A 13,529-nucleotide genomic window follows, 5' to 3' on the forward strand; every position below is an offset into this window, starting at 1 on the left:
GACGGACGGCCGCCATCATGGGACCCGAGCGTCCGGTCCAGGGCTTCCGATATGCGATAATGGCGGTTTCCTTCGGCTGAGCATGCAATTGTTTCCATGACAGGCAACTCCGGAACCTCCCCCGATTCCCGACCCGCGGTGCAGCTGCCGGACGGGCCACACGATCGACGCCGCTGGGGCCGTCTTTACGGGGCGGCACGCAGCCTGCTGCTGGCACGGGCAGCCGCCTCCGCTCGCGGGCCCGTCCTGCTGGTCTGCGAAAGTGTCCAGGAAGCCGAAGCGGTCAGCGCCGAACTGCGCTTCTTCGCCGGCGAAGACGCGCTACCGGTGATCTTCTTCCCGGACTGGGAGACCCTGCCCTACGACGTCTTCTCCCCCCACCAGGACATCATCTCCGATCGCCTCGCTACCCTGGCACGGTTGCCGGGCCTGGAGCGCGGCGTGGTGGTGACAGCGGCACAGACACTGATGCAGCGTCTGCCGCCCCAGGCCTATGTCAGCGGGGGATCCCTGCTGCTGAGCATGGGTGAACGCCTGGACATCGACGGCCTTCGTGGGCAGCTCGAAAGGGCCGGCTACCGGGCCGTTTCCCAGGTCATGGAACATGGAGAGTTCGCAGTACGCGGCTCACTGGTGGATGTCTTTCCCATGGGCAGCCAACAGCCGTTCCGCATTGACCTGTTCGACGACGAGATCGAATCCCTGCGCGCCTTCGATCCCGAGACCCAGCTGACCACGGAGAAACTGGAACGTATCCGCATGCTACCGGCGCGGGAGTTCCCCATGAGCGAGGACGCCATCCGCGACTTCCGGCAGCGGTATCGACAGCAGTTCGAGGGCGACCCGCAGCAGAGCGAGATCTATCGGGCCATCAGCGGCGGCAACCAGCCCGGTGGCATCGAGTATTACCTTCCCCTCTTTTTTGAACAGACCGCCAGCCTGTTCGACTATCTGCCTGATGTGGCCACCGTGGCGCTGACCGAGGGTGCCGGTGGTGCCGTGGACAGCCACTGGCAGGAGATCCACGACCGCTTCGAGCAGCGTGGCCATGATCACACACGGCCTCTGCTGTCGCCGGCAACCATTGCCCTGACCCCTGAGGAACTGACGTCTGCCCTGGAACGACACGGCCAGGTGGTGCTCGAACGTCGCGAGGGCGCCGATGATCCCCAGGCCCTGCCGGTAGACAACTTCGACACCCTCGCACCACCCCGGCTGCCGCTGGATCACCGCGCCGATGACCCGGCCCGGGCATTGATTGAATTCATCGACAACTTCGAGGGGATCGTGCTGCTGGCCGCGGAGTCACCCGGTCGCCGGGAAGCCCTCGTGGACATCCTGGCCGAACGTGATCACAAGCCGGTTTCTGTCCACGGCTGGGATGCCTTCATGCAGCGCCAGCCAGCCCTGGGGGTCTGCGTCGCCGATCTGACCGAGGGCCTGATCCTGCCGAACGAAGGTCTGGCGGTGATTGCCGAACCACAACTGTTCGGCGAGCGGGCCAGCCAGCAGCGTCGCCGCCGGCGGGCGGCAAAAGACCCGGAAGCGGTCATCCGCGACCTGACCGATCTTTCCGAGGGCGCGCCCGTCATCCATGAGGAACATGGCGTTGGACGCTACATCGGGTTGCAGACCCTGACCGTGGGCAAGGATCCAACCGAATTCCTGACCCTGGAGTATGCAGGGGGCGACAAACTGTATGTCCCGGTGGCGTCGCTCAACCTCATCAGCCGTTATACCGGCACCAGCCCTGAGAATGCCCCACTCCACCGTCTTGGCTCCGACCAGTGGGACAAGGCCCGCAAGCGTGCAGCCCGGAAGGCCCGGGACGTGGCGGCGGAACTGCTGGATCTGTATGCGCGCCGCCAGGCGCGCCAGGGCACGGCTTTCCGGGTGGACGAACGTGAACGGCGAGCGTTCGAGGAGGCCTTTCCTTTCGAGGAGACACCGGACCAGGCCACCGCGATTGATGCCGTGGTGGGGGACTTGCGCTCCACGCAGCCCATGGATCGCGTCGTCTGCGGTGACGTGGGCTTCGGCAAGACGGAAGTGGCCTTGCGGGCCGCTTTCGTAGCGGTGCAGGCGGGCAAGCAGGTGGCCGTCCTGGTGCCCACAACCCTGCTCGGGCGCCAGCATTACGACACCTTTGCGGATCGCTTTGCCGACTGGCCCGTCAGGATTCGCTCCCTTTCGCGCATGGGCAGCGGCAAGGACAGGAGCACCACCCTCAAAGGACTGGAGGACGGCACTGTCGACATCGTCATCGGCACCCACAAACTGCTGTCCAGGGATGTGCGATTCAGGGATCTGGGTCTGGTCATCATCGACGAAGAACACCGCTTCGGTGTCCGTCACAAGGAACGGCTGAAACAGCTGCGTGCCGAAGTGGATGTGCTGACGCTCACAGCGACGCCCATCCCCCGCACCCTGAACATGTCACTGGCCGGAATTCGCGATCTGTCCATCATCGCCACTCCGCCGGCGGAACGCCTGTCGGTCAAGACCTTCGTCAATGAATGGTCGGACGGGCTGATCCAGGAAGCCTGTCTGCGCGAAATTCGGCGAGGTGGCCAGGTCTATTTCCTGCACAACGAAGTGCGCAGCATCGAACGCACCGCCAATCGCCTGCGTGAACTCATGCCTGAAGCCACGATCGAAGTGGCACACGGCCAGATGCGGGAAAGCGAGATGGAGCGGGTGATGCTGGACTTCTATCACCGTCGGGTGCATATCCTGGTCTGCTCCACCATCGTTGAGAGTGGCATCGACGTGCCGACGGCCAATACCATCATCATCAATCGGGCCGACAAGTTCGGCCTTGCACAGCTTCACCAGTTGCGTGGCCGGGTGGGCCGCTCCCATCACCGTGCCTATGCCTATCTGCTGACGCCGCCCCGTAATGCCATGACCAAGGACGCCCTCAAGCGCCTGGAGGCCATCGAGTCACTGGAGGACCTTGGCGCGGGCTTCACGCTGGCCACTCACGATCTGGAGATTCGCGGCGCCGGCGAATTGCTGGGCGACGAGCAGAGCGGGCAGATTCACGAAGTGGGCTTCAGCCTCTATACCGAATTGCTGGAGCGGGCGGTTAAGGCGCTCAAATCCGGGGAAGAACCGGATCTCGAGAAACCCCTGAATCACGGCCCGGAAGTGGAACTGGGAGTACCTGCTCTGCTGCCGGAAGACTATGTGCCCGACGTGCACACCCGCCTGACCCTCTACAAGCGGATTGCCAGTGCCGAGGGTGAGGAGAGCCTGAAGGAGCTTCAGGTGGAGATGATCGACCGTTTCGGATTGCTGCCCGATTACGCGAAGAACCTCTTTCTCACGGCACAGATCCGCCAGTTGGCCCGTCCACTTGGCATCCGGATGGTGGAAGCGGGGCCGGACGGCGGTCGACTCGAATTCGACGAAAATCCGGCCATTGATGCCATTGCATTGATCGAGATGGTTCAGAAGCAGCCGCGTCAGTTCCGCCTGGACGGTCAGACCCGGCTGCGCTTCACCCTGCCCCTGCCCGACCGGGATGAGCGAATTCAGTTCCTCCGCGGTATCATTGGGCAACTGAAACCCGCCGAATCACAGAGAAAGGCTGGCTGATCATGCATTCATGCGCTCGCAACGCCCCCGACACCGTTTCCGGCAACCGCCCCGGATGGTTTCTGCTCGCCCTGCTGATCTGCAGTGGCATGACCACGCCACTCGCCCTGGCCGCCGATGATGCGGCCGACGAGCAGAACGGTCCGCGCCTGTCCGTGGAGTTCATTGTCTTCGAACGAAGCAATAACGCCGGACACGAGGAGGAGCGCTGGCCTGCCCGACCGGGCCTGCCGGCCATCCACGAAGCGGTGGAACTGGACAGCGATCCGGCCCGTGAGCTGCGCCTGGAACGTCGCAGCAGCGACCTGCAGCTCAATCGGGCAGCCGAGCGGCTGGGAGATTCCCGTGATTACCGAGTGCTGCGGCATGAGCGCTGGGTGTTTCCGGAACGGGAACGCCAGGAAAGCCCCTTGATTCGTCTGCAACTGGATGAACGCCCTGCCGGTGAGGCGACCACGGCCGATGACGGTGAACCGAGGCGACGGGTCTTTGCGGACGAGCACCTGCTGGATCAGCCGGACCAGGACAGGGACGAAGCGGCTGAGCGGATCCGCGTCAGTCAGCCGCTGGACGGCACCCTGCGCGTCTTTCGCAACCGTTATTTCCATGTGTCAGCGGATCTGATCTTCAATCCGGTTGAAGATGCCACCCCCAGCCCGGCAGAACAGGCCCGGCAGCGTCTGCATCGCCTTGAAGCCCTGCTCGCCGGACAGATCAGCTTCGAGGAATATCAGCAGGAAGAAGAAAGCGAACCGTTTCCCGGTTATCGACTGAACGAGAGCCGGCGAGTTCGCCTGGGGCAGCTTCATTATCTCGATCACCCGCGCTTCGGGGTGCTGCTGCGCATCGACCGGGAACAGGACTGACCGACATGGCTTCGGGGCCGTCAGGCCCCGTTCTTCAACAGCTCTGCCATCAATGCCCGAGCCCGCTCCAGCGCGGCGCTGAGATGGGCTTCAATATCCGCATGAATGTCCTGGTCACCGCGACCGGCCGCAAAGTTGGCGATTACGGCACAACAGGCATAGGACAGCCCCAGCTCACGGGCCAGTGCCGCTTCGGGCATGCCGGTCATCCCCACCATGTCACAGCCCTCCCGCTCCAGGCGGTTGATCTCTGCCGCCGTCTCAAGCCGTGGCCCCTGGGTGGCGGCATAGACACCTCCCCGGGCCACCTCAACCCCGGCGGCATCCGCCGCAGCCAGGAGGCGGGCTCTAAGCGTCGGGCAATAGGGCTCGGTGAAATCGATATGGGTCACCGCATCCAGCTCACCCTCGAAGAAGGTATGCTCCCGGCCCCAGGTGTAATCGACAATCTGGTCGGGAATGGCCACTCCACCGGGCTGCATGTCGGCTCGAATGCCCCCGACCGCCGCCACGGCAAGCACCTGCTCCACACCCACCTTGCGCAGGGCCCACAGATTGGCCCGATAGTTCACTTCATGGGGCGGAATGGTATGGCCGTGACCGTGTCGTGCCATGAAAATCACATCAGTACCGAACAGGCGGCCGTGAATGACCGGCCCCGAGGGCTCACCATAGGGGCTGGACACCACTTCGCGGTGAGTGATCTCCAGACCATCCAGTTCGGTGAGGCCGGTACCACCGATGATTGCCAATCGCGTCATAGGGAATCCCGTTTATCTGCTTCGCATTGTTCGAGCCAAAAGTGCCCCGCGGAAAGCCAGCCCCCTGCCATCAGATGGCATAGATGGCCGGCAATTGCCGATGGTATTCATACAGGTCCATGCCACAACCGAATACATAGCGATCAGGAACTTCCAGCCCATAATAATCCGCCTCGATGGCCGGCGCCTTGTCCCGCTTCTTTCGAACCAGCACGGCGGTACCGACCCGAGCAGCCCCTTCCTCATGACAATATTTTACCAGGGCCTTGAGAGTCAGCCCCTCATCGAGAATGTCGTCGATCAGCAGCACGCTGCGCCCCTTCAGACTGGAACGGGGCCGGGCCACCCAGTTGAGCTCGCCACCCCGGGTGCCACCGCCATAGCGGGTGGCATGAATGCTTTCCAGTTGCAGGGAAAAAAGCAGTCTGGGCAACAACTGGCCGGCCGGAACCAGTCCACCCAGCATGACTGGCAGAACCAGCGGTTCGGTACCCGCCCAATCCCGGTTGATGGCCGCGGCCATTTCGTCATAGGCCGTGGCCACGGCATGCTGGTCATGAATCAGTTCGGCCGTTTCCGGAAGATCCATCCAGTCTTCACTGGGACCATGACTGGTTTCCGAGGTCATTGCCGCGCTCCTTCTTGCCGGGACTGTGGTGAATCTTCACCGGCCGGATCCATCACAATCTGTTCAGGGACATGCAGGGTTCGCGTGGGGAAGGCAATCTCGGCACCATGCTTCTCGATGATTTGTCCCACCCTGATGAGTACATCTTCCTTCACTGCATGGAACTCCGTCCAGACTCTGGTCTCGGTGAAGCAATAGATAAAGAAATCCAGCGAAGAGTCACCGTAAGTATTGAAGTTGACCATCAACGTTCGTTCCTTGGTGATCTCGTCATGCTCGTCCAGCATCTGTCGGATATCCTTCAGAATGCCTTCGATGCGAGAGAAATCGTCGTACCGCACCCCAATGGTCTCGAAAATGCGACGGTGGAACATGCGGGAAGGGTTCTCCAGGGAGATCTGGTTGAACACTGCGTTGGGAACGTACAGGGGCCTCAGGTCAAAAGTACGAATGACCGTTCTCCGCCAGCCAATCTCCTCTACCGTGCCCTCGATCTCCCGATCCGGCGAACGCACCCAGTCGCCGACCGAGAAGGGACGCTCCAGATAGATGGTCAGACCACCGAAGAAATTCGACAGCAGATCCTGGGCCGCAAAGCCGATGGCCAGGCCGCCGATGCCCCCGAAGGCCAGCAGGCCGGTCAGACTGACGCCCAGTGTCTGTAGCGCGATGAGGCCGGCAGACACCAGAATGGTGATGCGCAGCAGCTTGCTGACCGCGTCCACCGTGGTCTGATCCACGCTCTCGCCTTCCGCATACCAGCGTGACACCAGCTTGGCCTCGATGCGCCGAACGATTCGTATCAACGTCCAGGCCACAATACCGATCAGAATGACATTGCGGATGTCCGGCACCGGATCGAGGATGCCGGCGCGAATGTCCTCACCGATCAGGCCAACGGCAAAGCTGATGCCAACCACCCAGATGGCGATGCGCGCCGGCCGCCGGGCCATGGAAGCAAAGGCGTCGTCCCAGACGCGATCGCTTTCATTCGCCTTTCGCTCAAGGCGAAGGAAAGCACTTCGCACCACCAGATCGAGCACCGCCGTGACGAAGATGACCACCCCGATCTGGATAATGGTGCTCCAGTCCAGGGGAATGACCTCGCCAATGGTTTCAACCAGATCCGTCACTTCATTCATTATCGGTATTTCCTTGCAGCTGCATTGTCGGCACAGACGCGCGTTTCCCAAAAGAGGGAGTGGAAAGCGTCATGCATACCCGTTCGACAGCTCGGCAACCCGTTTGCAGGCCTCCTGCCACCCCAGGGAAAGCCCGGGGCTGGACGGCTGTCCGTCATGTCCGAGGAGGCGGGTCAACCGCAGGCGTGTCGCCGGTAGATCAGGCTCCCCCACGGCGTCGATGACGGCTATGGCAGCCGCCCGGTCATTGCATACCGGCAGCAGATCGCAACCTGCCTCCAGCGCCGCTCGGGCACGATCAGGGGCACTACCGATGACCGCGGCACCGGCCATGCACAGATCATCGGCGATCACCGCCCCGCCGAAATTCAACTCATGGCGAAGAATGTCCTGAATCCAGCGTCCGGAAAAACTGGCGGGCAGGCCATCCACATCCGGGTAGACCACATGGGCCATCATGACGGAGGGCAGATCCATTTTCGCAAGGCGGAAGAAGGGAATCATGTCCCATTGGCGCAGATCACTCAGGCTCCGTTCTTCCACCGGCGAATCCACATGGGAATCAGCGACGACACCGCCATGGCCGGGAAAGTGCTTGGCGGTGGCCGCCATGCCACCGGCATGCATGCCCGCCATGAGGGCCCGGGCAAGGCGGAAGACCACATCCGGATCGTCATGAAAGGCCCGGTCACCGATGACGGCGCTGGCACCAAAATCCAGATCGACCACGGGGGCGAAACTGAGATCCACACCATGCCCGCGCAACTCACGCGCCATGACCCAGCCGCAGGCTTCCGCCATCTGCAGCCCCTGAGCGGACTGTTCTTCATACAGGGCACCGAGAGCCGCCATGGGCGGCAGACGCGTGAATCCCTCACGGAAACGCTGCACCCGCCCGCCTTCCTGATCCACGGCGATCAGCAATGGCGTCTCACGCGCGGCCCGGATGGAGGCGATCAGCCCCGAGAGCTGGCCGGGGGACTCGAAATTTCGCGTGAAGAGAATGACTGCCCCGACAGCGGGATGACGCAGCAACTCTGTCTCTTCAGACGTCAGTTCGCTGCCCTTCAGGTCAATCATGACCGGCCCTGCGACCATGCCCTACCCCCTGATGGTGACCAGAGTGCCCGGTGACACCCGATCAAAGAGTTCTACCACGGCTTCATTGCGCATGCGAATGCAGCCCTTGGAAAGCGGCACGCCCATGGGAAAGGCATCGGGTGTGCCATGGATGTAGATGAAGCGCCGCATGCTGTCTACAGTCCCGAAGCGGTTGCGACCCGGCTCCAGACCCGACAGCCAGAGTATACGGGTGAGAATCCAATCGCGCTCCGGCTGACGGGCAAAGCATGCCTCGTCACAGATCTCACCGGTGGGACGCCGGCCCACGAAAACGGCCCCGATGGGTTGTCCCGCCCCGATCATGGCACGAATGACGTGCCGGCCGCGGGGGGTACAACCGCTGTCCCGCTGCTCCCCCGGGCCATTCCTGGCAGTGGAAACCGGCCATTCCCTGAGGCAGCGTTCGCCTTCCAGCAGCCACAGGCGCTGCTCCGGAATGCTGATGCGGATGTGCCGCTCACCCGGCATCCACGGCCTCCCTTTCGGCGACTGTCCACTGACGGTAGGGGTGGGTAATCAGCGCCACGTTGTAATAGCGCTCCAGATGGGTAACCTCAGGACCCAGCCAGTGCGGGCGATTGACGGTCTGATCTTCCCGCTCCAGTTCCACTTCGGCCACCACCAGCCCGCTGTTGTCCCCGAGAAACTCGTCGACCTCCCAGATATGGCCCGAGTCATGCACCCAGTGCCGAAACTTCTCGACCTGTGGTCCAGGGCAGAGGTGGTCCAGCATCTCGCGCGCCTCTGTTGCCGGAATGGGATACTCGTATTCCTGACGGCTGACACCCAGCTCCAGGCTCTTGATGTTCAGCTCCGCCTGCTCACCTCGCAGCCGCAGTCGTACCGAGGCCTTGCCATGACGATGATCGGTCAGATACCCCTGGCGGAAATGCTGTCGATCCTGGACAACGGCCCGCCAGTCATCATTTCGTACCAGAAACTTGCGTTCGATCTCACGGGCCATGTCAGCGCTCGAATACGGCCATGGCCTCGGCATGGCCGGTATGGGGAAACATGTCCATGATGCCGGCGGCGATCAGGCGGTACCCCTGATCGTTCACCAGCTGGCCGGCATCACGGGCCAGGGTCGCCGGATGGCAGGAAACATAGACAATTCGTTCCACACCCATCTTCGGCAGCTGCGGGATGATTTCGCGGGCACCACTGCGAGGCGGGTCCAGCACGGCAAGGCGGTATTCCCGCCGGGCCCAGCTTTCCCGGGTGACATCCTCGAACAGATTGGCTACATGGAAATCCACCCGATCCCCCAGGCCATTGCGTTCGGCGTTTTCCCGGCCGCGCCCCACCAGGCCGGCTTCTCCTTCGACGGCGGTGACGGTCGAGCCGGCCCTGGCAATGGGCAGGGAAAAGTTCCCCAGCCCGGAAAACAGATCCAGCACGGTGTCATCCTTGCCGGCGCCCAGCCACTCCAGGGCTTGATCAATCATCTTGCGATTGATCTCGCGATTGATCTGGATGAAATCGGTGGGCAGAAAGCGAATCTCCACCTGATGGCTGTCCAGGCGATAACTCAGGGGAGGCGCGGCATCACTCAGGGCCGTCACAGTGTCCGGCCCCTTCGGCTGAAGGTAGATCCAGAAGCCGCTTTCATGCTCGAACTCCGCGAGAAGGCACAGATCCTCATCACTCAATGGGTCCAGATGGCGCAAAACCAGAGCAATGTCGTCATCTCCCGCCGCCACTTCGATCTGCGGAAGCCGGGCCCGGACAGAAAGACGCCCCACCAGATCCGAAAGGGCCTCGAGACGACCACCCACCTCCGGTATGAGCACTTCGCACCGATTCATGTCGGTCACGTAGGGAGTCCGCCGCTCACGGAAGCCCACCAGCACCCGTCCCTTCCGCGGTACGTCCTTCACGCCCAGACGGGCGCGTCGCCGGTATCCCCATTCCGGGCCAGTCAGGGTCGGCAGCACGGTTTCCGGGGCCACTCCCCCCAGGCGGCGCATCTGGGCCAGCAGCGCCTGTTGCTTGCTAGTGCGCTGGGATTCGATGGACAGGTGTTGCAGTGCACAACCTCCGCACTGGCCGAAATATTGGCAGCGGGGTTCAATGCGATCCGCCGAGGGCGTGAGCACTTCCAGCGTGACACCCTCGTCCCGGTCGCGACGTTTCTTCTCCCGTCGTACGCGCACACGCTCACCGGGCAATGCGCCGTGGGCAAAGAAGGTCTTGCCGTTCTCGCCGCTGCCCACACCACGTCCGTCGTGAGCCAGATCGCGGATGTCGATTTCAAGTTCCAGCTCGGTCTTTCTGCGTCCCACGCCTACTGCCCCTGCCAGACCGGCTGGCTGTGCCACTGCTTGAGAAACTGACGAAAATGCTCGCCCTCACTGTCCTTCAGGAACTGGCGAACCCGTTCCTGTTCTTCCTCATACGCTCCGGCACCCAGGCGACCACGCATGAACTCGAAACGGAGGAACACCAGATAGGTGTTCAGGGCATCCGTCTCGCAGTAGTCACGCACCGCCCCGATGTCACCTTCCAGGATTCGATCCCAGACCAGACTCCCGTGCATGCCCAGCTTGCCCGGGAGCCCCAGCATCACGGCCACTTCGTCCAGTTTGGCGGTGGCACGTGCCTGATAGCCCGCCAGCACGTCCATCAGGTCCAGGTGTCGCCAGTGAAAGCGGTTCAGGTAGTTATTGAATCGAAACGGCTGGGCATTGTCGCCAGTCTCCCAGTAGGTGGGCGCGGCAATGCCGTGATACAGGGCCCGGTAATGCAGCACGGGAAGGTCAAAGCCGGAACCATTCCAGGAGACCAGGTCCGGCTGAAATCGCTCCAGGCCTTCAAAGAAGCGCGCCACGATCTCTCCCTCACTGGCATCCGCTTCACCCAGTGTCCAGACCTTGAAGCGGTCTTTCTGGCGCAAAGCCACGGAAATGGCCACGATCCGGTGCAGATGCAGTGGCAGGAAATCACGCCCGCCGGTTTCCTGACGGCGCCGATGCAACATGGCCCGGCCTGTGTCGGCATCGTCCAGGTCACCCAGATCCAGAATCCGGCGCCCGGATTCTGTGTCCGGCACCGTCTCGATATCAAATGCGAGTATGTTCAAGGCGTCCTCCCGATGATCAGGCGGCAGTGTAGCAAATGACCACCGCCGGTGGATGATTCGCATGCTGACGACCGATCGCCGGGAGACCCGCGCCTGCCGTTGAATTCCCGCCGCTGCCCGGGCCCACAGGCCCACACCCGGGCAGCGCCCGGAATAGACCCGTCACGATGCAAGCGGTATCTTAGGCAGAGAACAATCCGGCCACTGCGTTTCCCTCGCCTGCATGGCTCGACTGAACCATGAAATGGGCAGGCACCCGCGTGGACGTGGCGGAATCTGATTATCCGGGGACCAGAAGGCCTCATTTCACAGGGGATTCAGACCAATGTCATTTTCGCGCCGCCATTTCCGGCCAGGCCAATGCCTTGTCGCTCTGACAGTCACCCTGGCGGGGATGGCCGCCACACCGGGCCTGCAGGCCGACATCCAGCTCCTCACGGAGGATGCCTATCTGGAGGACATGCCACGCATTCTCACCGGCTCCCGACTGAGACAGGCCACGGGGGACTCCCCGGTCTCGGTCACCGTCATCGACCGGGAGATGATCGAACACTCCGGAGCGCGGGAAATCCAGGAACTGCTCAGGTTGGTGCCCGGCATGGTGGTGAGTTACACCTTTGGCCACTGGGCATCGGTGACCCCTGGTTTCGGCGCCGAGGGCTATTCCCGTCGTCTGGAAGTCCTGATAGACGGCCGCAGTGTCTACACACCCAGTTTCGGTGGTGTCCCCTGGGCCGCACTGCCCTACTCCGTCAGCGATATCGAGCGAATCGAAGTGACCCGTGGCCCCAACAGCCACGCTTTCGGCACCAATGCCCTGCTGGGCACGATCAACATCATCACACGGGACCCGGCAGACCGGAGCGGTGGTGAATTCGAGGTACTGGCGGGCGATGATTTCGTACACCGCCTGCAAGTACGCCAGTTTGGCTCGTCGGAGCGTACGGACTGGAGTCTTTCCGCCGCCCAGTGGGGTGACCACGGCTTTGATTCCCGCGTTACGGAGTTCGATGGAAAGAGTCACCGTTTCATCAACGGTCAACTGCGGGTGCTGACCGGCCCCTCCAGCCACGTCATGCTGCGCGGCGGATACAACCGGGGGCGCCATGAGTGGGGTCGCAGCCATCCTGCCTTCGAACCCCCCCGGGAACAGTACTGGCAGATGCACTTCGGGCAGATGAACTGGGAGTATCAGACCCAATCCGGCAATCTTCTGGAATTCCGCTTCGATCATAGCGTGGAACGCATCGAAGAGGATTACTACACCCGCCCCCTGCCAGCGCTCGGATTCACCCAGGTTTACATTGATGAATACCGTAAAAGCCTACGCACGGAGGCGGAACTCCAGCATACCATCGAGGCCGGGGGACGAAGCCGTTTTCTCTGGGGACTCGGCTGGCGGGAAGATGAAGTTCGCTCACCTCCCGCCTACTTTCCCGATGGCCCGGCCAGCAACACCTTCCTGCGCACTTTTGCGCAAATGGAATGGCAAGCCACAGAGCGAATGACATTCAATGCCGGTGCCATGCTGGAAAATGATCAGATCACGGGCACCGATCTGTCACCGCGGCTTGGGCTGAACTTTCACGCCACGCCGCAGCATACCGTGCGCCTGGCCGCGGCTCGCGCCACTCGGACACCGGTCCTGATCGAGGAAATGGGCGATTGGTCCATTGACATGCCGGTGGATCGCCGTCAGATCGTCTTCGCCTCGGGTGGGCTGCAACGGGAAACCGTGGACAGCATCGAACTGGGTCATGTCTTCGAGTCCGCCGACGGCCGAATGACCGTGGATACTCGTATTCACTATGACGAAATTCGGGACATGATCATGTACCTGGCTGCCCCCTTTCCGGAGGATCCCTACGACGGTTTCGCCATTGATTTTGACAATACCGATGAGGCCACTGTCCGCGGCCTCGAAACCGAGGTGGAATTCCGACCTACTGTCCATAACCGTTTTCGACTGGCCTATTCCCTGAAAGACATCAGCAGCACTGACACGCTCACGGAAATTTCCGAAAGCGGCCCCAGGCACAACATCAGCCTCTTCGGGCTGCACCGCCTGAGCGGACAGACAGAGATCAGTGGTCAGTATTTCTATTACAGCGCCTACAACATCATGAATCTGAACGATGGTGTGGAACGCACTCGACGCCTCGACCTGCGTTTGTCACACAGGCTTGATCCACAACCGGACAGCACAAGGGTCGCTCTGGTCATTCAAAGTGTCCAGGGCACATACGATGACAGTAGGCCACGAAATCGTTTTGACCGTCGCATATTCGGAGAGATCCGAATCCCATTCTAGACACATCGAGTTTAGCG

General features: G+C 61.9%; 11 protein-coding genes. 3 read left to right on the forward strand and 8 right to left on the reverse strand.

Features of this window, described 5'->3' with window-relative positions:
- Nucleotides 1-96 precede the first annotated feature (96 nt).
- Both mfd and RBH19_RS00095 read left to right on the forward strand, forming a co-directional pair.
- On the forward strand, nt 97-3,600 hold the full coding sequence (gene mfd, locus RBH19_RS00090) for a transcription-repair coupling factor (protein ID WP_306726753.1): 3,504 nt from the start codon (nt 97-99) through the stop codon (nt 3,598-3,600).
- A gap of 2 nt (nt 3,601-3,602) precedes the next feature.
- A complete protein-coding gene (locus tag RBH19_RS00095) occupies nt 3,603-4,466 on the forward strand; it encodes a CsiV family protein (protein ID WP_306726754.1) in 864 nt (287 codons plus the stop codon).
- Between the two features lie 20 nt (nt 4,467-4,486).
- Here RBH19_RS00095 and RBH19_RS00100 read toward each other — a convergent pair whose 3' ends face one another.
- From RBH19_RS00100 to RBH19_RS00135, 8 genes are all read right to left on the reverse strand, one after another.
- Nucleotides 4,487-5,227, reverse strand: coding sequence for an S-methyl-5'-thioinosine phosphorylase (locus RBH19_RS00100; RefSeq protein ID WP_306726756.1), 741 nt, complete (start codon nt 5,225-5,227; stop codon nt 4,487-4,489).
- A gap of 70 nt (nt 5,228-5,297) precedes the next feature.
- A complete protein-coding gene (locus RBH19_RS00105) occupies nt 5,298-5,855 on the reverse strand; it encodes a hypoxanthine-guanine phosphoribosyltransferase (RefSeq protein WP_306726758.1) in 558 nt (185 codons plus the stop codon).
- The gene (locus RBH19_RS00110) at nt 5,852-6,997 is read right to left on the reverse strand and encodes a mechanosensitive ion channel family protein (protein WP_306726760.1); all 1,146 of its coding nucleotides are present in this window, start codon (nt 6,995-6,997) and stop codon (nt 5,852-5,854) included. The genes RBH19_RS00105 and RBH19_RS00110 overlap by 4 nt, the downstream gene beginning before the upstream one ends.
- A 69-nt stretch (nt 6,998-7,066) precedes the next feature.
- Nucleotides 7,067-8,077 (reverse strand): beta-N-acetylhexosaminidase, encoded by a 1,011-nt coding sequence (gene nagZ, locus RBH19_RS00115; RefSeq protein WP_306726761.1) that lies wholly within the window; start codon nt 8,075-8,077, stop codon nt 7,067-7,069.
- 21 nt (nt 8,078-8,098) lie between these two features.
- Nucleotides 8,099-8,587 carry a L,D-transpeptidase gene (locus RBH19_RS00120; RefSeq protein ID WP_306726762.1) on the reverse strand — a complete coding sequence of 163 codons (489 nt, stop codon included), beginning with the start codon at nt 8,585-8,587 and terminating at the stop codon, nt 8,099-8,101.
- Nucleotides 8,577-9,083, reverse strand: a complete 507-nt coding sequence (locus RBH19_RS00125) for a CYTH domain-containing protein (RefSeq protein WP_306726763.1) — start codon at nt 9,081-9,083, stop codon at nt 8,577-8,579. Before RBH19_RS00125 ends, RBH19_RS00120 begins: the two co-directional genes overlap by 11 nt.
- Before the next feature lies 1 nt (nt 9,084).
- A complete protein-coding gene (rlmD, locus tag RBH19_RS00130; RefSeq protein WP_306726764.1) occupies nt 9,085-10,404 on the reverse strand; it encodes a 23S rRNA (uracil(1939)-C(5))-methyltransferase RlmD in 1,320 nt (439 codons plus the stop codon).
- A gap of 2 nt (nt 10,405-10,406) precedes the next feature.
- Entirely contained in the window at nt 10,407-11,201 is a 795-nt protein-coding gene (locus tag RBH19_RS00135; protein ID WP_306726765.1) for a 3'-5' exonuclease, read from the reverse strand.
- Nucleotides 11,202-11,526: 325 nt separating this feature from the next.
- Here RBH19_RS00135 and RBH19_RS00140 point away from each other — a divergent pair, with 325 nt between their 5' ends.
- Entirely contained in the window at nt 11,527-13,512 is a 1,986-nt protein-coding gene (locus tag RBH19_RS00140; RefSeq protein ID WP_306726766.1) for a TonB-dependent receptor plug domain-containing protein, read from the forward strand.
- The last annotated feature ends 17 nt before the right edge of the window (nt 13,513-13,529 follow it).

The organism is Natronospira bacteriovora, from assembly GCF_030848495.1.
Taxonomy (GTDB): domain Bacteria; phylum Pseudomonadota; class Gammaproteobacteria; order Natronospirales; family Natronospiraceae; genus Natronospira; species Natronospira bacteriovora.